Annotated in this window: 20 protein-coding genes; 10 read left to right on the top strand and 10 right to left on the bottom strand. The window is 68.6% G+C overall.

The features are described 5' to 3' along the window. Positions 1–34: 34 nt before the first annotated feature. Positions 35–1,276 carry an acyl-CoA dehydrogenase family protein gene (locus OG828_RS43785; RefSeq protein ID WP_328369978.1) on the bottom strand — a complete coding sequence of 414 codons (1,242 nt, stop codon included), beginning with the start codon at positions 1,274–1,276 and terminating at the stop codon, positions 35–37. Between the two features lie 119 nt (positions 1,277–1,395). Continuing rightward, a complete protein-coding gene (locus tag OG828_RS43780) occupies positions 1,396–2,130 on the bottom strand; it encodes a hypothetical protein (RefSeq protein WP_328504308.1) in 735 nt (244 codons plus the stop codon). Between the two features lie 299 nt (positions 2,131–2,429). On the opposite strand from OG828_RS43780, the gene OG828_RS43775 reads away from it, so the two are divergent. The 4 genes from OG828_RS43775 to OG828_RS43760 all read left to right on the top strand — a co-directional run bounded on the left by OG828_RS43775 (position 2,430) and on the right by OG828_RS43760 (position 7,925). Beyond that, a complete protein-coding gene (locus tag OG828_RS43775) occupies positions 2,430–3,032 on the top strand; it encodes a TetR/AcrR family transcriptional regulator (protein ID WP_328504307.1) in 603 nt (200 codons plus the stop codon). Positions 3,033–3,104: 72 nt separating this feature from the next. Beyond that, entirely contained in the window at positions 3,105–3,791 is a 687-nt protein-coding gene (locus OG828_RS43770; protein WP_328504306.1) for an SDR family NAD(P)-dependent oxidoreductase, read from the top strand. Positions 3,792–4,037: 246 nt separating this feature from the next. Next, on the top strand, positions 4,038–7,001 hold the full coding sequence (locus OG828_RS43765; protein WP_328505042.1) for a family 16 glycoside hydrolase: 2,964 nt from the start codon (positions 4,038–4,040) through the stop codon (positions 6,999–7,001). Positions 7,002–7,163: 162 nt separating this feature from the next. Further along, entirely contained in the window at positions 7,164–7,925 is a 762-nt protein-coding gene (locus OG828_RS43760; protein ID WP_328504305.1) for a PIG-L deacetylase family protein, read from the top strand. A gap of 90 nt (positions 7,926–8,015) precedes the next feature. Here OG828_RS43760 and OG828_RS43755 read toward each other — a convergent pair whose 3' ends face one another. The 3 genes from OG828_RS43755 to OG828_RS43745 all read right to left on the bottom strand — a co-directional run bounded on the left by OG828_RS43755 (position 8,016) and on the right by OG828_RS43745 (position 10,101). Beyond that, entirely contained in the window at positions 8,016–8,549 is a 534-nt protein-coding gene (locus tag OG828_RS43755) for a GNAT family N-acetyltransferase (protein ID WP_328504304.1), read from the bottom strand. A 93-nt stretch (positions 8,550–8,642) separates the two neighbouring features. Further along, positions 8,643–9,302: a hypothetical protein gene (locus OG828_RS43750; RefSeq protein ID WP_328504303.1), complete on the bottom strand. Its 660-nt coding sequence runs from the start codon at positions 9,300–9,302 to the stop codon at positions 8,643–8,645. Between the two features lie 202 nt (positions 9,303–9,504). Then, a complete protein-coding gene (locus tag OG828_RS43745) occupies positions 9,505–10,101 on the bottom strand; it encodes a TetR/AcrR family transcriptional regulator (RefSeq protein ID WP_328369963.1) in 597 nt (198 codons plus the stop codon). A gap of 61 nt (positions 10,102–10,162) precedes the next feature. Here OG828_RS43745 and OG828_RS43740 point away from each other — a divergent pair, with 61 nt between their 5' ends. Then, positions 10,163–10,615, top strand: a complete 453-nt coding sequence (locus OG828_RS43740) for a DUF3995 domain-containing protein (protein WP_328441960.1) — start codon at positions 10,163–10,165, stop codon at positions 10,613–10,615. 2 nt (positions 10,616–10,617) lie between these two features. After that, positions 10,618–11,016: a DUF6463 family protein gene (locus OG828_RS43735; RefSeq protein WP_328504302.1), complete on the top strand. Its 399-nt coding sequence runs from the start codon at positions 10,618–10,620 to the stop codon at positions 11,014–11,016. A gap of 86 nt (positions 11,017–11,102) precedes the next feature. Here the strand turns inward: OG828_RS43735 and OG828_RS43730 are convergent, their stop codons facing one another. The 5 genes from OG828_RS43730 to OG828_RS43710 form a co-directional block, all read right to left on the bottom strand. Continuing rightward, positions 11,103–11,588 (bottom strand): hypothetical protein, encoded by a 486-nt coding sequence (locus tag OG828_RS43730; protein WP_328504301.1) that lies wholly within the window; start codon positions 11,586–11,588, stop codon positions 11,103–11,105. Then, a complete protein-coding gene (locus OG828_RS43725) occupies positions 11,588–12,361 on the bottom strand; it encodes a hypothetical protein (protein WP_328504300.1) in 774 nt (257 codons plus the stop codon). The genes OG828_RS43730 and OG828_RS43725 overlap by 1 nt, the downstream gene beginning before the upstream one ends. Positions 12,362–12,607: 246 nt before the next feature. Further along, positions 12,608–13,156, bottom strand: a complete 549-nt coding sequence (locus tag OG828_RS43720; protein ID WP_328369950.1) for a TetR/AcrR family transcriptional regulator — start codon at positions 13,154–13,156, stop codon at positions 12,608–12,610. A gap of 25 nt (positions 13,157–13,181) precedes the next feature. Next, complete coding sequence (locus tag OG828_RS43715; RefSeq protein WP_328504299.1) at positions 13,182–13,655, bottom strand: nuclear transport factor 2 family protein; 474 nt, start codon at positions 13,653–13,655, stop codon at positions 13,182–13,184. Positions 13,656–13,876: 221 nt separating this feature from the next. Continuing rightward, a complete protein-coding gene (locus OG828_RS43710; protein WP_328500641.1) occupies positions 13,877–15,115 on the bottom strand; it encodes an IS256 family transposase in 1,239 nt (412 codons plus the stop codon). A 987-nt stretch (positions 15,116–16,102) separates the two neighbouring features. Between OG828_RS43710 and OG828_RS43705 the strand changes: the two genes are divergently transcribed. The 4 genes from OG828_RS43705 (at position 16,103) to OG828_RS43690 (ending at position 21,076) form a co-directional block, all read left to right on the top strand. After that, positions 16,103–16,420, top strand: coding sequence for a helix-turn-helix domain-containing protein (locus OG828_RS43705; RefSeq protein WP_328504298.1), 318 nt, complete (start codon positions 16,103–16,105; stop codon positions 16,418–16,420). A 524-nt stretch (positions 16,421–16,944) separates the two neighbouring features. Further along, complete coding sequence (locus OG828_RS43700; RefSeq protein ID WP_328369944.1) at positions 16,945–18,126, top strand: ROK family transcriptional regulator; 1,182 nt, start codon at positions 16,945–16,947, stop codon at positions 18,124–18,126. 398 nt (positions 18,127–18,524) lie between these two features. Further along, positions 18,525–20,048, top strand: coding sequence for a sugar ABC transporter ATP-binding protein (locus OG828_RS43695; protein WP_328369941.1), 1,524 nt, complete (start codon positions 18,525–18,527; stop codon positions 20,046–20,048). Continuing rightward, positions 20,045–21,076, top strand: coding sequence for an ABC transporter permease (locus tag OG828_RS43690; protein WP_328369938.1), 1,032 nt, complete (start codon positions 20,045–20,047; stop codon positions 21,074–21,076). Before OG828_RS43695 ends, OG828_RS43690 begins: the two co-directional genes overlap by 4 nt.

Below are 21,076 nucleotides of genomic sequence, written 5' to 3'. Positions count from 1 at the left end.
CGTACCCCATCCGGAGCAGCGCATTCATCCGGGATCAGGGGATCAGCGGGATGTGGTCCGAGGGCAGGCCCAGGCGGTCGCAGCCGACGCGCCGGTACAGCGGCTCGGCCATGCTCGGGCCGACATGGGTCCAGTACGTGGCCGCGTCCCGGAAGTAGCGCTGCATCCGCTCGCCGTCGCGGGCGTGCCGGGAGCCGGCCGTGCGGAAGAGGGTGCCCTGGAGCACGTCCCAGACCATGCGCCCGGCGTTCAGGAACATCAGCGCGAGCCGGTTGTCCTCGGCGACGGTGAAGGGAGCCTCGCCGGTGGCGTTGCGGTGGCAGGTCTCCATCCAGTCCTCGGCGGTGCGGCGCAGCGCGGCCTCGGCCGTGTGGACGACGCCGAGCGCCTCGCCCAAGTGCCGCTGGTAGTCGTGGAGTTCGGAGCGCGTGCGGTCGGGTTCCAGGGCGAGGGGGCGGGCGGCGAGGATCCGGGCGTACTCGTCGGCGGCGGCGTACGCGGTGCCGACCATGATGGCGGCCAGCTCACCGTGGAAGAAGCTCGGCGCACGCCCGGCGTACATGGGGTTGCCGTGCAGCCGTGATCCGGTGCTGCCGCCCTCCACCGGCAGGTCGAGCAGGCTTGCCTCGATCGTGCAGTACGCGGGGATGCGGGCCTGTTCCATGTGGATGCTGTTGGATCCGCTGCCGCGCAGGCCGAGCACGCCGTACCAGTCGTCCAGGACCGTCCACACCGAGCGCGGGGCGACGAACAGCACCGGCGGTCCCGGCGGGTCGCCGGGCTTCTCGGGGGCGCGCAGGGTCTGGCCGACGTAGTGCGTGGAGTAGGGCGCGCCGGAGGAGTACGGCCAGGTGCCGTCGAGGACGATCCGGCCGTCGCCGTCGGGCTGTGCGACGCCGATGGGCATGACCGTGGACGCCGCCCGGAAGTCGCCGTCGGCGCCGAAGATCTCGTCCTGCGCCTGCTCCTCGAAGACCGAGGCGACCTGGAGAACGTGCGCGGCGGTGAGGGACAGGGCCCAGCCGGTGGAGGGGCAGCCGCGGGCGATCTCGGTGACCACGCGGTAGAACACGGGCAGGGCGAACTCGTAGCCGCCGTACCGCCGCGGCTGGAGGATCCGGTAGAAGCCCGCCCGCAGGAAGTCGTCGTGGGTGTCCTTGGGGTAGTGCGTCAACCGTTCGGTCTCCGGCTGGCGTTCGAGCAGCGCGGGCCGGAGCGCTGCGGCCCTTTCGATGATGTCGCGTTCGGTCAGTCCGGGTTCGGGAGCGGCGATCACGGTGCCTCCTGAGGTGTGGGGCCCTGTCCGTTCGTGACGCGATATGAGCGATTGAACACGGCAAGTGCTTCCGGGGTACCGACCGGAAACCGCCAACCAGGTGCCTCGTGCCGAATACTTCAGGGCCGCGCCTGCGTCCAGAGGTACAGGTGCCAGTCCTGGTCGTTGGCGAGAGGGTCGGCGGTGTGTGCGGCTCTGCCGTCGACGGTGGAGGGCATGACGAAGGCGCAGGTGGCGGAGCCGTCCTCGCGGTAGTTGGCCATGTTGGCGCGGAGGATCGCCTCAGCGAGCCGGTCGGTGTGGTCGGTGCGCAGATCGGCCGGCAGGCGCAGGAGGGTGACCGCGGTCAGGGCGCTCCAGTAGTGCGGGAAGACGTCCCCCCAGAGGCGGTCGGCGCCGAACCAGAAGCCGTCCCAGTGGCGGATCGCCACCCCGTGCAGCCGGGCGTGGGGCTGCGGTCCGCCGAAGGCCAGCAGCCAGGGCAGCCGTTCGGCGACGGCGTCGTGGAAGACGGGGTCACCGGTGACGGTGTGGGCGTCGGTGAGGAGGTCGACGAGGGGCGCCACGATGGACTGCTCGTAGTTGACCTCGTGGGCGGGCAGTTGCCTGCCCAGGCGTACGAACTGCCGGGCGCTGTCGACCAGTTGGTCCCGCAGGCTGTCCGCGCGGTCGGTCTGTCCCGTGGCGTCCAGGCTGTCGCACACGTCAAGGACCGCCGGGGAAAGGCCGATGGACAGGTGCAGGGCGCCGCCGAGGGCGTAGCCGCGTTCGAGGATGCGCGCGGCGCGGTCGAGGTCGTCGGTCCCGCCGCGGGCGCGGTGCCGGTCGTGGAAGAAGCGGGCCAGCCACGGCATGTCGTACAACCGGACACCGGTGTGGTGTAGTCGTCGACGACAGGCCCCAGCGGCAAGCGGCGCCGCAGGTCGGCGGCGCGTTCACGGTGCCCCATCAGCTCGATCTCGGCCTGCCGCAGCTCCTCCCGGGCGCTGACGTATTCGGCCGACTCACCGGCGAGATTGGTCTGACGCATCGCTGCCTCCGCCCAGGTGCTGTCCGACGGCCTCGATCGGCTCCACCCCACCACCGTATGCCTGCGGTACCCACACCCATTCCATTCTGGATTATCAAGTTCAGAATCTGGTAGCGTCGCCTCATGGGCAGGCCACGATCCTTTGACGAGACCGCGGTGCTCGACGCTGCGGCGGCGGAGTTCCGGGTGCACGGCTTCGCCGACACCTCGACCGAGCAGCTCTGCGAGGCGGCGGGGGTGCGGCGCAGCAGCCTGTACAACGCCTTCACGTCGAAGGACGAACTGTTCGTGCGCGCACTGGAGCGGTACGTGAAGGTGTTCCGTGAGCGCCGGGCACAGGTGCTCGCCGATGACCAGCTCAACGGGGCCGAGCGGCTTCGCGTGTTGATGGAGGACGTCGTCGAGGAGGAACGCTCAGCACGCGAGCAGGGACATGCGGCCGGATGCATGGTCGTGCAGAGCATGATGGCCCCGGACCTGCGCGAGCGGGACGAGCGAGTGGCCCGCATCCTCGATCGGGACCTGCGCGAACTCATGGACGATTTTGAAGGAGTGATCCGGGCCGGGCGTCTCGACGGCAGCATCCGTGCGGATGCCGACCCGCACGAAGGGGCCTTGCTGGTGGCGACGGTCATCTCCGGGCTGCGTGTGACCGCGCAGGCAGGTATCGAGTCCGAACTGCTGCGGCAGATCGCACTCAATGGTCTGCGCTCACTCCTGAGTTGAGAACCTACGCCCAAGTCGCCCGGCATCCGCTTGCCCACATTTTGGATTCTACGATACAGAAAGCTGGCACGCATGACCGTCACACTGATCACCGGCGCCAACAAGGGCATCGGTTTCGAGACAGCCAAACAACTTCTGGAGTTGGGCCACGTCGTCTACATCGGCGCGCGTGACGTCGAGCGAGGCGAAAAGGCTGCGGCAGCGCTCGGCGCGCGCTTCGTTCAGCTCGATGTGACCGACGACGCCTCGGTGAACAGCGCGCTGGCAACGATCGGTTCAGCCGAGGGCCGGCTCGACGTTCTGGTTCACAACGCGGGCATCCTGGGGCACGGAGTCACCGACGGTCCCACGGCCCTGCGAGTTTTCGACACCAACGCGGTGGGGGTCGTGCGCGTCACGGAGGCGGCACTCCCCCTGCTGCGCAAGTCCTCGAATCCGACCGTGGTCACCGTTTCGAGCAGCGCCGGGTCGTTCTGGGCCGTGAACAACCCCGACCGGCCGGAGTTCCACCTGCCGCTCGCGCTCTACTCCGCGTCCAAGTCGGCAGCGACCATGCTCACGATCCAGTACGCCAAAGCTCAACCGGGCATCAAGTTCAACGCGGTTGAGCCCGGCACCACCGCCACCGACATGACCGCGGCCTTCGGAATCGGAAGATCACCGGAAGAGAGCGCCAGAACCGTCGTACGTCTGGCGACTCTCGACGCGGACGGTCCGACAGGAACATTGCAGGACGAAACCGGGACATTGCCCTGGTAGGCGCGTGCGGGGCATGAGCCCGTTCGCTCGACCCACCCGAGGGCCGGCAGCAGTTTTTCCTTTCTGTGGACAAAGCGTGGACGCACAGGGGCCAAGTCCCTACGCTGAGCGTCGCTTTGCCACAGAAGTCTGCGTGAGTCGCCACCGAACAACGCAGGAGGAAGAGTGAAGCCACCCCCCGAGCGCCACGAGCCCCCCGGACACACAACCCGCCCCGTCCGTCACAGAGTTCGAAGAGCCACCGGGCTGCTGCTCACCGCCCTCCTCGGCGGCGCCCTCGTCAGCCCCGCCGCGGCCGATGACGATCCCCGGCCCTTCGCCGACCTCCCGCCGCAGGAACCGGGCGTCACCCTGCGGGTGTTCGACATCCAGTCCCCGCTCAGCAAGCTGTGCGATCTCAAGCCCGCACAGACGCCCAATGTCGACAAGCTGATTCCGACGGCGGACTGGACGTCCACCGACGGCTTCGGGTTCAGCGACAACTTCGTGTCGCAGATCATCGGCAATCTCAACGTGCCCGAGGCCGGCGCGTACGCCTTCCGGCTGATCAGTGACGACGGATCCCGGCTCTTCCTCGGCGACCAGCAGGTCATCGACCACGACGGGCTGCACGGCGCCGAGCCCAAGGACGGCGAGATCACGCTCAACGCGGGCTACACCTCGCTGCGCATCGACCACTTCGACGCGGGCGGCGGACAGCAGGTCACGCTGCAGTGGAAGCCGCCGGGGGCAACCGAGTTCACGGTCGTGCCGAACTCCGTGCTGAGCACGGACGCCGGGGTCGTCAGAGTCACGGCACCCGGACGCAAGGAGTGCGAGGGGACGTACGACACCCCGGGTGACGGGCTGCCCCTGACCGAGGTCAACCCCGGCTACACGCTGACGAATCTGCGGCCCGAGGGCTTCGAGCCGCAGGTGTCCGCGATGGACTGGCTGCCCGACGGCCGGCTCGCGATCTCCACCTGGGGCGGCAGTGAGGAGACCAAGGGCGAGGTGTACCTCCTGGACCACGTCACCGGCGACACCGGACCCGACAAGGTCACGTACAAGAAGATCGCCGACGGGCTCAAGGAACCCATGGGCATCAAGTACGTCGGCGGGAAGCTGTATGTGTCGGAGAAGCATCAGCTGACCGAGCTGAACGACACCAACGGTGACGAGGTGACGGACGAGAAGAAGAAGATCGCCGAGTGGCCGTACGGCGGGAACTTCCATGAGTTCGCCTTCGGACTGCTCTACGACAAGGGCGACTTCTATCTGAACCTGTCCGTCTCCATCAACTACGGCGGCGCCACCACCGACCCGCAGCCCGCCCCGAACCGCGGCACCACCATCAAGGTCAACAAGGCCACGGGCAAGGTCAGTTACCTGGCCGGCGGTCTGCGCACCCCGAACGGCATCGGCCGCGGCCCCGGCAACGAGCTGTTCGTCACCGACAACCAGGGCGGCTGGCTGCCCGCCTCCAAGCTGGTGCACGTCAAGCAGGGCCGGTTCTTCAACCACTACATGAACCCGGACGGCCCGTACGACGACAAGCCCGTCACCAAGCCGGTGCTCTGGCTGCCGCAGAACGAGATCGCCAACTCGCCCAGCACACCGATGCGGTTGAAGAAGGGCCCGTTCGCCGGGCAGATGGTGTTCGGTGACGTCACCTACGGCGGACTGCAGCGCGCCGACCTCGAGAAGGTCGACGGCGAGTACCAGGGCGCGGTGTTCCGGCACACGCAGGGCCTCGAGTCCGGCATCACCCGGATCAGCGAGGGGCCCGACGGTGCGATCTACACCGGCGGTCTGGGCGCCGACGGCAACTGGGGGCAGGCGGGCAAGCTCCGCTTCGGCCTGCAGAAGCTGACCCCGAACGGCAAGACCGCCTTCGACATCAAGACGATGCGCGCGACCCCGGACGGCTTCGAACTCACCTACACCAAGCCCCTGTCGAAGGAGACCGCGGCCAAACTCACCGAGGGCGCGTACTCCGTCGAGCAGTGGCGTTACGCGCCGACCCCGGCGTACGGCGGCCCCAAGATCGACGAGGAGTCGCTGCCGGTCACGTCGGCGAAGCTCTCCAAGGACCGCAAGAAGGTCCAGCTCACCATCCCCGGGCTCAAGACCGACCGCGTCGTGCATGTCCGCTCGCCGCGCCCGTTCTCGTCCACCGAGGGCGAGCAGCTGTGGTCCACCGAGGCCTGGTACACGCTCAACGCCAGGCCCGGCCCCGAGGAGCCCGTCACCACGTACGACGCCGAGTCCGGCCGCCTGTCCGGCAGCGCGGGCACCGACACCGAGCACGCCGGGTACACCGGCGGCGGCTTCGTCGACGGCTTCGGCGAGCAGGGCGCCCAGGTGAGCGTGGACGTCGAGGTCGCCAAGAAGGGCGTGTACGACGTGGGGCTGCGCTACGCCAACGGCCCGCACCCCGCCCCGGGCACGAAGACGGTCAGCGTCTCCGTCAACGGCGGCGCGGCGAAGCAGACGAGTCTGCCCTCGACAGGCGAGTGGAACCGCTGGTCGACCAAGACCGAACGCTTCGAGCTCCGCAAGGGCCGCAACACGATCACGTACTCCGTCGGCGCGGGCGACACCGGCCACGTCAACCTCGACGCGGTCGACATCCGCCGCCCGGGCGCACGGATCGACCTGTTCTCCGGCGGCAGCGTCTCCACGGCCTGGCAGCACACCGACGGCCGCAGCGCCGAATGGCCGCACACCGCCGAGAAGTCCATGGAGGTCTGCTGCGGCGACCTGCGCACGAAGCAGCACTTCGGCGACTTCAAGCTGCATGTCGAGTTCCGCGTCCCCAAGCTCCCGGACGACGTCACCGGCCAGGACCGCGGCAACAGCGGTGTCTACCTCCAGGATCGGTACGAGGTGCAGATCCTCGACTCGTACGGCGACACGGATCTCGCCAACAACGAGGCGGCGTCCATCTATCTGAAGGAGGCCGCCGACCTCAACGCCGCGAAGGCCCCGGAGACATGGCAGACGTACGACATCACCTTCCGTGCCGCGCGCTTCGACGGGGACGGCAAGAAGACGTCGGACGCGCGGGTCACGGTGATCTGGAACGGCAAGAAGGTCCACGACGACGTGGCCATCGACGGGCCGACGGGTGGAGGTGAACCCGAGTCGGCCGCGCTCGGTGCGATCCGCTTCCAGGACCACGGCAACAAGGTCCGGTTCCGCAACGTGTGGGTGGAGCCGCTGTCCTGACCGAGAAGCAGAACACCCCTCGACCCTGCCGGCGGCTCATCGGGCCGCCGGCAGGGTCTTGAGTGGCGCTGAGACTTACTCTCCACGTGCCGCATCAGACACTCGCTCATAGGCTTGGCAGGCCTACAGACGGCAGGCCCTGAACGCTCAAGGATGGTCGACATGACACTGCCCGCCCTCCCCGAGGAGTCCTTTCAGCGCGTGCTCTGCATCGTCGCGCACCCCGACGACATGGAGTACGGCACATCCGCGGCCGTCGCCCGCTGGACCGCGCGCGGGATCGAGGTCGGTTATCTCCTGCTCACCCGCGGCGAGGCCGGCATGCCGAACCCTCCCGAGGAGACGGCACGCCTGCGCGTCGCCGAGCAGCAGGCCGCCTGCGCCGTCGTCGGCGTCAAGCATCTGACGGTGCTCGAACATCCGGACGGCGTGCTCGTCTACGGCCTCGACCTGCGCCGGGACATCTGCCGGGAGATCCGCCGGTTCAAGCCGGACGTCGTACTCGGCACCGGTTACGACATCGAGACGCCCTACGGCTTCGACCAGGCCGACCACCGCGCGGCCGGGCTCGCGACGCTCGACGCGGTGCGCGACGCGGGCAACCGGTGGGTCTTCCCGGAGCAGGTCGACGACGAGGGCCTCGAACCGCACTCCGTACGCTGGCTCATCGTCCCCGGACTCCCCGGCTCCGGCGCGACCCACGGCGTCGACGTCACGGGTGACCCGCTGCGGCGCGGAGTCGCCTCACTCAAGGCACACGCCGCGTATCTGGCCGCGCTCCCGGACCACCCCGCCCCCGAGGACTTCATCCCGCAGTTCACCGCGATGAGCGGCAAGGCCATGGGCGTCGAGCACGCCATCCTGTTCCGCGCCCACGACCTGCAGGCACCACCGGAGTTCCCCACCGAAGCCGGGGAGGACTGACCTCGGGGTCACCCGGTGCCGTACCGGTAGATGTCCTCGTACTGCGTCACCTCGCCGACGAGTTCGGCGCCGTGGGCGCGATGGCGGAGTTCACGCCTGGTACTCGGTGAGGTCGATCGCGTGGACGCGCAGCGGATAGCCATACACCGGATGCGCCGTCTCTCGCTCGGGCACCATGCCGAGCTTGCGGATGATGTCCTCGGAGGCGTCGTCCCCCACCCGGCTGATGCTGATGATGCGGTCGAGGCCGCGGTCCTGGAGTGCGAACTCCAGTGTGGCGTGGGCGGCTTCGGACGCGTATCCCTGGCCCCAGAACGGAGAGCCGAGCCGCCAGCAGATGGCCACGTCGGGCTGTACCTCCGGCAGGAACTCGGGCACGGTCAGACCGGTGAAGCCCGCCAGTTCCCCCGAAGCCAGCAACTCGACGGCGAAGAGTCCGAAGCCCTCCTCGTCCCATTCCTCCTCCCACCGCTCGATGGCCTCCGCCGTGTAGTCCAGGTCGCGCACCGAGCCGTCGTCGATCCAGTGCATGACCCGGGGGTCCGCGTGGATGTCCGCCATGGGCGCGAGGTCGTCGTCGTGCCAGCGACGCAGGAGGAGGCGGGGTGTACGGATCTCGGTCATGGCGCCCATCCTGCCGAAGGCAAGGGCCTCATCGTTAATCCGGCACACGCCCGTGCCGCCGCTCGGGGACCGCAAGGCATCAAGCCGCCTGCCTCAGGTGCAGGCCGACGGCGAATCCTTTGGCCGGCCCCGGATGAGACGCGAGATCCGGCCCGTTTTCGGCACATCCGCGCGAGCCATTCCGACAGACGTGAACGTCACTGCCGCCGCCGTGGTGACAGCAGTGAGCGCGACAACCAGCCAGACACCCCCGACCGGGGCGTTCGTCTGGGGCGGGGCGAATCCGGCGGGCACCGCGTACACCACGAGCCGGTCTCCTGTCTCCGCGCCGGCAGGGCACGCCTTCCCCAGCGGGACGAAGTCCGACTCCCTGAGGTTCCGTTCGAGTTCCGTCCCGTCTAGCCGCTTCAGCGAGCACTCCCACCAGACTCGGGTGACCTTCCCCGTCGGCGCGTTCCTCTCATGCTGAACGACCTCCGTGACGACCGTGTCCACCGGCTTGCCCCACACGTCGAGCACGGCCTGGTCGAGAAACGTCAGCAACCCCACGGCCAACAGACACTCCGCGATCGCGGCCACCTCGAAGTGCTTGGGTTCAAGGTGGATGAAAGACAAGGGCACCAGTGCGAACCCCGCGGCGACGAGCAACATCCCCGCGACGGCGGCCACCGTCGGGTGAGGCCACCAGGCGGGAACGAGCACCACCGTGACCACGGCCAACCCGCACATCAGCACGGAAACGATGAACCCCACCAGCGCACCGACCACCCAAAGCCGCGGTCGCCTGCTCACCGACACCTCCCCCGTTGCCCAATCGTCCCGTGCGCTTTCCTTCCCTTCGTGCGAGCGGTCCCACCCACGTGCGGGCGACAATCCCAGTCGGGGCCCCTGTCAGAGCTGACCGGTTTCCGGGCTTGTGAGGGTTCGGCGGTGTGATCGGCGACGGTGGCGAGCTCTACTCCGGGTCCGCCTGGTGCACGACGGGTCGGACCAGCCCGGAGATGAGGTGCTCCAGCGCGACGGTGGCGATGGTGCCGGTGGCGGCGACCTCGGGCACGACGTCGCAGGCGGAGCGGCGTAGTTCGAGCCATCCGAGGAAAGCCGCGTACGCGGCGACCGCCTGGCGCCGGGCCGTGGCGGTGTCGAGGCCCAGGTCGGTGTAGAGATCGGTGAGGTAGGCGATCCGCCGCTCGGTGACCCGGCGCAGGACCGGGGCGACGGCGGGGTGATCGGCGTGGGCGACGATCGCCGGCTCCAGGCCGTTGATGTCCTCCTGCCCCAGCGCGACGGTGAACAGGGCCGTCAGCCGCTGCCGTGGGTCGGTGATATCGCCCAACGCTTGGATCAGCGCAGTGGTGTCGTCCCGCTCCCACACCTCCAGCGCGGCCGTCAGCAGCGCATCGCGATCCTTGAAGTGCCAGTAAAAGCTGCCTCGTGTCGCCTCCAGCTCACCCGCGAGCGCGTTGACCGACACCGCCCCGACTCCGCCGCGTGCCATCGCCCGCAGCGCCGCGGTCGACCAGTCCTGGGGGGTGAGGTTCCTCCTAGCCATGCCCGTACAGTACTGTATGGTCATTCCATACAAGGGTGTACGGTGCGACGGGGGGAGCAGTATGACGCTGACGAAACTCGCTGGTGGGACGGCCGCAGTCGGCCTGGGAGCGGTCGGGGCCCTGCATGGGATCTGGACCTTCTCTCCCTGGCCACTGGCCGACCGTGCCGCGTTCGCCCGTACGGTCGTCGGAGTCGCCGAAGCGGACCTGCCCACCCCGGAGTTGACGGCCGCAGTCGCGGCAGCGCTCGGAGCGGCGGCCTATGCGGTCGCGGCCCGGGCCGACCTGGTCCCGCAGCTGCCGCCACGGCGTTTGGTGCGCCAGGGCGTGTGGGGTGTCGCAGGCGTACTGCTGCTGCGAGGTTCGGCCGGCCTGGTGTCTTCCGCCCTGACCGGCCGACCGACCGATTTCACCCGCTGGGATCTGGCGCTGTACTCCCCACTGTGTCTGGCGCTCGGCGGGTTGACGGCATACGTCGCTGCCTCCACGCGCGCCCCTCACCAAGGAAGCTGACGATGACCCGGTTGATTCCCCGACTGGTGATCGGACTGACCGCAGTGCACTTCGCGGTCGCCCTGATCGCCTCCAGCACCTTCGATGACGTGGCCCGCGACGGATTCTGGAACGCCGTCCCCGGAAACCCGCAGCGCGAGTACGAGATGTGGTTCTTCCTCGCCGGCTTCGGCCTCCTCGCCCTGGGCACACTCAGCCAACGCATCGTCCGTGACACCGGCAGGCTTCCGGCCCAGCTGGGCTGGTATCTGCTGGCCATCGGCATACCGCTGCAGATCCTCTATCCCATCTCCGGCGCACCCGGCCTGATCGTGCTCGGGGTGCTGGCCCTGATCACAGCCAGGCGGGACAGCGCAGGAGAGAGCCGTCGGACACCTCTTGTCGACAACTACCAACCGTGAGCAGTGCGGTGCCGCCGGACGCGTCGCGGAGGCGAATTCTGTGTCTGTACAGATCAGAAGGGCGTGGATGGAGGAGGAGCCGCGGCTCAGAGCGGAGCGGCGTCGCCACGGCTGAGGCCCATCTTGTGGGGGCGTCCCTCCAGAAGGATCAGGGCGAGCGTGACGACCGGGTCGAGTCCCGGGTCGCTGTGCGTGTCGAGGGCACGGGCGCCATCGTTGCGTCTGAGCCGCTCGTGGACCCGTAGGACAGTGCGCTCACCTGCGGTCACCGTGAAGCGCAGTTTCGGCCAGAGCCATTGACGATGGATCCGGTACTCCTGTGACCACAGTCGCACGGTGTTCCCGAGACGCTCACCCACCTGCTGTCGGTCCGCGAACAGCAGGGGCAGTCCGTGGTTGAAGTCGACCAGCAGGCGCCCTTCGTCGATCTCCCACCGATCGGTGCCCAGCCGTATGCCCTGACGGTGATGACCGGCCTGTATCGAGACCACCGTCGCCGATGCACCGTCGATGCCGAGTGTGGTGACCAGCATGCGCATCTCGGCCCGGCCCGGCCGCAGTTCATCCGTCATCAGTGCCCTGCTTCCGCCGGGTCGTGTGGATCGGCCGGCAGAATCCGGTCGGGTACGTCGGCGGCCCGGGCCTCGGGGGTCGCGTACACCCGCAGGGTGTCACCGGTCAGGACGCCTTGGGGGTCGGCCCATGTCTCGTGGGCGCGCGGGACCAGCGTCCGGGTGGAGCCATGCACCGCGTCATGAATCAGTACGGAGACGATCCTGGTGACCAGCAGGCCCGGCCCGTACGTCTGCCGGGGATGGTCCTGGGGCCCCTCGGCCTGCACCACCAGGAACCTGCCTCCGAGCCAGTGCCCGTACGTGTCCAAGCGGGCCCCGACGCCGACCGGGACACCGTCCGCCCACACCCGTACGGCCGACGCCGCCATGTCGTGCCAGAACACCGCGCGATGCCGGTCGCCGTCACCGCCGAACCGCACATGGACCTCGAAGTCACCCCAGAAACCGTGGAATCCGCCGCAGGCCCCCGGGACCGGCCCCTCACGCTCGCCGCGCGGCACCTCCTCGGCAGCCGACGGCTCGGCAGAATCCAGACGGCAGACGAACGGCTCGCGACAGACACGGTCAAGGCGCCGCGTACACCCGAACCCCGCCGCCGCGCAGTCCCGCGGGGACGCGACGGACAGCAAAGCGGCCAGGTGCTCCCCGTACGCGTTCCGTCCGACCTGGCGAACCCGGTCCGGCGCCTCCTGCCACCAGAGGCGCAACGCCCTGCCCGGCGGCGACCGCCGCAGCCACTCTTCCCACGCCTCGTCCAGCACCACCGACACCGTCCTCCACCGCGACGACCGCAGGCGGAAGCCAGGGTTTCAGACAGACGTCGTACCCGCGAACCCGTTTACGCCGACGCACCGCCCCGATCACGGACCGCGACCTGGCCGGCGCCGGCCTGCACGATCACAGTGTCGGTGTCGACGTGGTGCAGCCGACCGCGCCGTTTCAGGATCCGGCTCGGCGGCACTACCGACACCGCACCGGTCGGGCCCATCGGCGCGGGCGTGTCTCCCGGTGTCAGGTCATCGAGCGCTGAGGACGTGCGCCCACGGCTCATCGATGTCGGACAGACCCAGCACGGCGACCACGTTGTCCAGCATTCCGGCGCCGAACCAGCGCCGCACGGCCTCGTCGTCGCCCAGCAACTGCCGAACGGTGTCAACCTGCTTGGCGTAGCACCGGCGCACGGCCTGCTCCACCAGCGGCTCGCCGACGGCGCAGTTCGCGTGCATGAGGAAACGCAGGATGTTCCGGTCCGCGACGAGCGCGGCGTAGGCGCCGCGCGCCGCATCCAACGCCGCCTGGGGCGCCAACCCTGCCCCACCCGACGCCGACGAGTGAGCAACCAGCGTGTCGGTCATGACGACGGACACATGGTCGACCACCGCCGCGAACAGCGCTTCCTTGTTCGGGTACAGGCGATAGAGATACGGCTGAGAGACGCCGACCCACTCTGCGATCTCGTGCGTCGTCGTACCGTAAAAACCCTTCTGCGCGAAGCAGTCGACCGCGGCGGCCACGATGGCCCGACGTCGTTCGTCGCTCTTCGTGCTGGTACCGGCGGCAGGCATGGGCGTCAGTCAAACACGGCTCCCCTCAGCCTCCAAAAGTCACGCTGCGGTCAGAGTCGGACGGCACGTCGTGGGGCGTGAGCGCCTCGATCGCCACCAGCGGGTTCCAGTAGTCCAGGTAGTGGGCGATGAGCGCGTCGCCATCGGTCCGGACGACGGAGATGCACGTCTGCTCGTACGGCTTGCCGGTCGGCAGTGCCGTGCCCTTCGAGCGGAATTCGGCGATCACCAGACTCGGATCGACCGTGTCGTGGAACACCAGATCGCCGAACTCGACGTCAAAGGTCTCGGGGAAGCCCCTCATGTATGCGAGCAGGGCGTCTCGTCCCGTGACCTGCTTCGGCACGCCGTCCGGGGCGTACGGGAACTCGAGCACCGCGTCCGGGGCGAACAGCTTCACCCATTCGTCGGTGCTTCCTGCGGCGGTGAGGCGCAGGTGCTCGGCCACGGCGTGCTGGGCAGCGGCGCGACGGTTGGCGTCGTCTTCCTTGGCTGTCATCTTCACTCCTACGTTAGTGGTCGACCTATAACCTACCGCACCGCCAGCCGTTACGGGCAGCCGTGAGGGAGCTGACACCAGGGGATCTCGGGCCGGTTCACGTGGAAGATGGCGTTCAGAAGAATCCGTGGGTCATGGTCAGGTGGCCAGCCCACCGGCCCGCGGCGGTCACGTCCGCCGAAGTGGTGTATTGACGGCCACTCGGTGATCTCGTTTTGAGGCTAGGCGGTGAGTTCGGTCGGGACGACGGTGTCGTCGGTTTGTGACTCGATCGGGTGGAGGCGGGCCTTGGCGAGGAGTTCGCGCCCCATGTAGCGGCGGGCTTCGGTCCATTCGTCGTTCTGCTCGGCCAGGACCGCGCCGACCAGGCGGATCAGCGCAGTGCGGTCGGGGAAGATGCCGACCACGTCGGTGCGACGCCGGATTTCCTTGTTCAGGCGTTCTTGCGGGTTGTTCGACCAGATCTGCCGCCAGATCTCGCGCGGGAACGCGGTGAACGCCAGGAGTTCGTGCTGGGCGGTGTCCAAGTGGGCTGCGGCCTTGGGGAACTTGGCCTCCAGAGCGTCCAGGACGTGCCGCATCTGGGCCTGGACTGCGTCGCTGTCGGGCTGTTCGAAGACGGTCCGCAGCAGCGTGGCCACCCACGGCTGGGCCGACTTAGGGACCTGGCTCAGCAGCGCGCGGGCGTAGTGCGTACGACATCGCTGCCAGCTCGCGCCGGGCAGGGTGGCGCCGATCGCGTTGACCAGGCCGGCATGGGCGTCGGAGACGACCAGTTGGACGCCGGACAGACCGCGCGCGACCAGGGATCGCAGGAAGGCCAGCCAGCCGGCACCGTCCTCGCTGGAGGCGACGTCGATGCCGAGGATCTCGCGGTGGCCGTCGGAGTTGACGCCGACCGCGATCAGCGCGTGGACGTTGATGATCCGGCCGCCCTCGCGGACCTTCTGGGTCAGCGCGTCGACCCAGACGAACGCGTAAGGCCCTTGGTCCAGGGGCCGGTTGCGGAACGCGGCAACCTGGTCGTCCAGGTGCTTGGCCATCGCGCTGACCTGGGACTTCGACAGTTGAGTGACGCCGAGGGACTCGGCGAGCTTCTCGACCCGGCGCGTGGAGACGCCGAGCAGGTAGGCGGTGGCGACCACGCTGATCAGAGCCTGCTCGGCCCGTCGGCGGCGTTCGAGGAGCCAGTGCGGGAAGTAACTGCCCTGACGCAGTTTGGGAATGGCGAGTTCGACGGTCCCGGCCCTGGTGTCCCACTCGCGCGGGCGGTAGCCGTTGCGGTGGTTGACGCGTTCGTCGCTGACCTGCCCGTATTCGGCGTTGCAGAGGGCATCGGCTTCGGCGGACATGAGTGCGTCGGCGAATGTCTTGACCATCGCGCGCAGCAGATCGGGACTCGCCGCGGCGAGGTTGTCTTCGGCGAGGGCGTGCAGGGGCAGACTGTCTGGTGCGGTCATCGTGCTGATCTCCTTCGAGGCTTCGACACTTCGAAGATCAGCCGGTGGCCGTTCATCTATGCGGGCACAATCCCGATGCCGGAGCAAACCCCCGGATCAGGTCGAACCCGTACACCATCTCCCTGGACGCAACCCCCGCGGCACCCTCAACTCCGCTTCGCGGACAGCATTCATTTCGCCCCTCTCCAAACCTTTCAGGCGCCCCTCCTCGAGCGGACATGGCGGCCCGACGCATAGCCACGCCCCGAACTATGTCGCCCCACCACATGTGCCCTTGAACTGCCTGTTCCTACGGTGTGCCAACACGTACCCGTCCCCACCGCACACGAGGAAGTGGCGCACATGGCCTCCGCAGTGTCCGCTCCACCACCCGCGAACCTTCGTCGCATCGTCGCCGCCAGCCTCATCGGCACCACCATCGAGTGGTACGACAACTCATTCGATCGGAGCTAGGACCTGCGGCTTTCCATGATTCCGGCCCTCGAAGTCAGCACGGAACCAGCACGGGATTGGTGGCGTGTCGACTCGGCGCCGGCCGCCCCGCTGCGCGGTTGCGCTTCACCTGACCCGATGGCATTGAGGCGTGGTTACACAGTGTCGCGAAGAGCGCTTGCGCGCCCCGGAAGGCAGGGACGCCCCTTTGGGCCGGCTTCCCTGGTACGAGCCGGGTCCGGGGGTGTGCTGACCTCACGTCAGCTCTCCCCCGAACCGCGAACCCGCACGCGGTCGTTCAGGTCGGGCTCCAAGCCGTGGGCGGCGGGGTCGGCCAGGCACTTCAGCAGGATCGCTGTCGGGTCGGCACCCAGGCCGTAGGACCGGACGGTGGCCCGCTTGGGGCGGAAGGCGTCCGGTCACGGGGTTGGCCGCGGGCGGGGCGTACGCGGGCAAGCGGTGGCTCCAGAGTCGTGGTGCCGAAGGCGGAGACCTAGGTAGAAGACTGCCGGACGGTGTTGACACCTGGGTCTCCGATCGCCGCGGAGATCTGGCATGCCCCCTTCAGTCAGAGTGCAGCAGGAACGCCAAGACCAGCGACGCCTGGCGGTCCTGCGCCACGCCGAGGAATCGAGAGGAAACATCTCACCGACCTGCCGGTACTGCGGGATCAGCCGGAACTGCTTTTACATGTGGCAGCGGCGCTACCAGGAAGAAGGCCTTGACTGGCTCCGCGACCGCTCCAGCCGGCCTCACCGTTGTCGCGGGTGCGTCGGTAGCTCCCCGGGCCGCTGGAAGGCCATCACCGGTGCGGGCCGGATATGGGTGCGATTGGCGTACACCTCCACCCGGAGCCCGAGGTCGAGGGCGTAGTCGATGTATGGCGGCAGGTACGGGGTGAGGGTCGGCCCGCTGCCGATGAACCGCGCGGCGGGGATGTCGAGTTCGGCGATGTGCGTGATGACCTGCCCCCAGTCCTGGCGGGTCGTCGCGCCGACGGAAGCCTTCGGGCCGGAGCTGGTACAGCAGTGCTCACACGTCAGCCGACGGCGGCCGGCTCTCCAGCTCGACCGAGCGGGTGCCAGCCAGCGCCGAGTTCGCGACCTGCGGGGATACCGCCGTCGTCAACAGCGGCTCCCAGTGGTGGGAGGACGCTGACCCGCCCCAGTCGCTCGAACCGACCGGCACCGTCGAAGCCGGCCCGCGGCACCACGAGACGATTCCGCCCAGACTTTGTCCTGCATGTGGAAAAAGTTGCACGCTTTCCCGCGTAAGTACTTCCCACTCTGGAAAATCATTGTTACGTTCCTCTCTGAGAGCCTGACGACGCAGACGGTGCAAGACAGGTGCAAGGGTCCCCAGACGTGGGTGAGGGGAGAGGAGCGATCGTGCGACGGATGACTGCTCGACCTGAGAACGCGCATCAGGCACGACTGCTTCGTCTGCTGCGTGACAACGGGTCCAACTCTCGCGCCCAGATGGGTGATCAGGTCGAACTGTCACGGTCCAAACTGGCCGTGGAGGTGGACCGGCTGCTGGAGACCGGGCTGGTTGTCGCGGACGGGCTGGCCCCCTCCCGTGGTGGTCGGCGGTCTCACAACATCCGGCTCGCGCCGACGCTGCGTTTCCTCGGTGTCGACATCGGCGCCACATCGATCGATGTCGCCGTGACGAACGCGGAGTTGGAGGTCCTGGGCCATCTCAACCAGCCCATGGACGTGCGGGAGGGCCCGGTCGCGGTCTTCGAGCAAGTCCTCGCCATGGCAGCCAAGTTGAGGGCCACGGGGCTGGCGGAGGGCTTCGACGGCGCCGGCATCGGCGTCCCGGGACCGGTCCGCTACCCCGAGGGCGTGCCGGTCGCGCCACCGATCATGCCGGGCTGGGACGGCTTCCCCGTACGGGAGGCCCTCAGCCAGGAACTCGGCTGCCCGGTCATGGTCGACAACGACGTGAACCTGATGGCGATGGGGGAGCAGCACGCGGGCGTCGCCCGTTCCGTGGGCGACTTCCTCTGCGTCAAGATCGGCACCGGCATCGGCTGCGGCATCGTCGTCGGCGGCACCGTCTACCGCGGCACGACCGGCAGTGCCGGTGACATCGGACATATCCAGGTGGAACCGGGAGGGCGCGCGTGTGTGTGCGGCAACCGGGGCTGCCTGGAGGCCCACTTCAGCGGTGCCGCCTTGGCCGCTGACGCGGAGCAGGCCGGACGCGAGGGCCGGTCGGTGGAGCTTGCTTCCCGGCTCGAGACAGCGGGACGCCTGACAGCCGCGGACGTCTCGGCTGCCGCGGCAGCAGGGGACGCGGTGGCTCTGGAGCTCATCCGTGAGGGCGGGAAACGTCTGGGGCAGGTCATCGCCGGGCTTGTCAGCTTCTTCAATCCGGGACTGGTGGTGATCGGCGGCGGCGTGACCGGCCTCGGGCACACCTTGCTGGCCAGTGTTCGGACCCAGGTGTACCGGCAGTCGTTGCCGCTGGCCACGGGCAACCTACCGATTGTGCTGGGTGAGTTGGGACCGGCAGCCGGAGCCATTGGCGCGGCCCGCCTCATCAGCGACCACGTCTTCTCACCGGCCTGACCGCTGCCCGACCCCGTCGGCAACGGACCACGACTCGCGCCACGACAACCCTGTGGCGTCACTCCGCAACCCCAGTGAGGTCACGCCAAAACCCCGTGGCGTCACTCCAACCAAGCATCACCGCAACCCCACTGGCGATACCGCACACCCATCGCGCCGCAGCACCCCATGGCGCCCTCGCAACACCTCCAGCAACATCTCCAGCGCCGCCGTAGCCAGCGCATGTCGCCGTCGGCCGACTGCCACCGCTCATGGTTGCCAGGCCATCAGGCCTCCGCCCCTGCCCTGCCACGCCCCGGCGCACACGACGCCACTGGGCTCACCAGAGCTGCCCACACACCCGAACCACCCTGTCCAGCCTGCCCGCTCACGGACCACACCCGCCGAGGGGATCCTTCATGGCACCACAACCACCCCTGCTCACCATGTCCGGCATCACCAAGTCGTTCCCCGGCGTCCGCGCCCTGGACGGTGTGGACCTGGAGGTCCAGGCCGGTGAAGTCCATTGCCTCCTCGGCCAGAACGGCGCCGGCAAGTCCACTTTGATCAAAGTGATCGCCGGAGCCCACCAGCCCGACGGCGGTGAGATCACCTGGCAGGGCGAGCCCGTGACCTTCGGGTCACCGATCGCCGCCATGCGTCTGGGCATCGCCACCATCTACCAGGAACTCGATCTGATCGAGGGGCTGTCCGTCGCCGAGAACGTCTTCCTGGGGCACGAACCCACCTCAGCAGGATTCGTCGTGCGCGGCTCCGCCGCCCGAACAGCGACCGCGCAGTTGCTGCAACGTCTGGGGCACTCGGAGATCGATCCGACGCGACTCGTCGGCGAGCTGTCCGCGGCGCAGCAGCAGATCGTCTCCATGGCCCGCGCGCTGTCCCACGACGTCCGGTTGATCGTGATGGACGAGCCGTCGGCGGCGCTCGACCCCGAAGAGGTGGACAACCTCTTCAGGATCGTGGGCGACCTGACGGCCGAGGGGGTCGCCGTCATCTACATCTCCCACCGTCTTGAGGAGATCCGCCGCATCGGCGACCGGGTCACGGTCCTCAAGGAGGGCCGTTCGGTCGCGGGCGGGCTGCCTGCCAAGTCGACGCCAACCCATGAAGTCGTGGCCCTGATGACCGGGCGGAATGTGGAGTACGTCTTCCCCGAGCGGCCCGAGGCAGGGTTCGCCGCGGAGAGAGAGCCGGTGCTGAAGGTCGAAGGGCTGAGCCGGCGAGGGGAGTTCGCGCCGGTCGATCTGGAGCTGCGGCCCGGAGAGATCGTCGGCCTCGCCGGGCTCGTCGGGTCCGGGCGCAGCGAGATCCTGGAGACGATCTACGGGGCTCGCAAGCCCGACGGCGGTCGTGTCCTCGTCGAAGGCACCCCCTTGCGCCCCGGAAGTGTCCGTGCCGCCGTCCGTGCCGGCATCGGCCTCGCGCCCGAGGAACGCAAGGCACAGGGCCTGCTGATGCTGGAGTCCGTCAGCAGCAACGTGTCGGTCTCCACCCTGTCCCGGTTCGCCCGCGCGGGCTGGATCGACCGGCGTGCCGAGCGAGCCGCGGCGCACCAGGCGGTTCGGGAACTGTCCCTTCGGCCGGACAATCCCGATGCCGCGATCAGGACCCTGTCCGGCGGCAACCAGCAGAAGGCGGTGCTCGCACGCTGGCTCTTGCGAGGCTGCAAGGTGCTGCTGCTGGACGAGCCGACCAGGGGTGTCGACATCGGCGCTCGGGCGGAGCTTTACGCAGTGATTCGCAGGCTGGCCGACGAAGGCCTGGCCGTACTTCTCGTGTCCAGTGAGGTGCCCGAAGTCCTGGGTCTCGCCGACCGGGTGCTGGTGCTCCGTGAAGGCAGCGTCGTGCACACCGCGGACGCCCGGGAGCTCGACGAGCACCGTGTACTCGATCTTGTGATGGAAGGGAGCCTGACGCCATGACGCAGCCGGCCACCGCGGCGCAGAAGGATGCGCCGACGTCTGCCGCCAAGTCCGCGGGAGAGCAGGAAAGTTCGCGCCGACTCGGACTGCGGTGGGACGTGCGCACGCTGTCCTTGCTCGGAGTCCTGGCCGTCCTCGTCGCGGTCGGTGGGATCACCGCACCGGACGAATTCCTGGCGACCAGCAATCTGCAGCTCGTCCTCACCCAGGCGTCCGTGATCGGTGTCGTCACCGTCGGAATGACGTTCGTCATCACCAGCGGTGGGATCGATCTGTCGGTCGGCGCGATGGTGGCGCTCGCCTCGGTGTGGGCGACGACCGTGGCCACGCAGGAGTTCGGCTTCGCGGGCATCCTCTTCACCGCCGTGATCGTCGGTGTGGGCTGCGGGCTGGTGAACGGTCTGCTGATCGCCTACGGCAGGATGGTGCCGTTCATCGCAACGCTGGCCATGCTCGCCTCGGCCCGAGGCCTGGCGTTGCAGATCACGGACGGCAGCACCCAGGTCGTGGCCGTCCCATCGGTGCTCGACCTCGGCACCAAGGCCTCCTACGTCCTCGGCATCCCGCCCCTCGTCCTGATCTTCGCCGCCGTCACCGTCATCGGCTGGCTGCTGCTCAACCGGACCACCTTCGGCCGTCGCACCGTCGCGGTCGGCGGCAACGCGGAAGCGGCACGCCTCGCCGGCATCGACGTCCGCCGACAGCGCCTGTACCTGTACCTGCTGTCCGGACTGTGCTGCGGAATCGCCGCGTTCATGCTGATCGTGCTCGCCGGCTCGGGTCAGAACACCAACGGCAACCTCTACGAGCTGGACGCCATCGCTGCGGCGATCATCGGCGGCACCCTGCTCAGCGGCGGCCGCGGCACCATCGTCGGCTCCGTCCTCGGTGTCCTGGTATTCACCACGATCACCAACATCTTCGCCCTGAACAACCTCGAGACCGCTGTCCAGCAGATCGCGAAGGGCGCCATCATCGTCGCCGCCGTCCTGGTCCAGCGCCGCTCGCTGCACGGCGGCGACGCCTGA

The organism is Streptomyces sp. NBC_00457 (assembly GCF_036014015.1).
In the GTDB taxonomy this organism is placed as follows: Bacteria; Actinomycetota; Actinomycetes; order Streptomycetales; family Streptomycetaceae; genus Streptomyces.
This window is presented reverse-complemented; position numbering and strand designations above follow the sequence as displayed.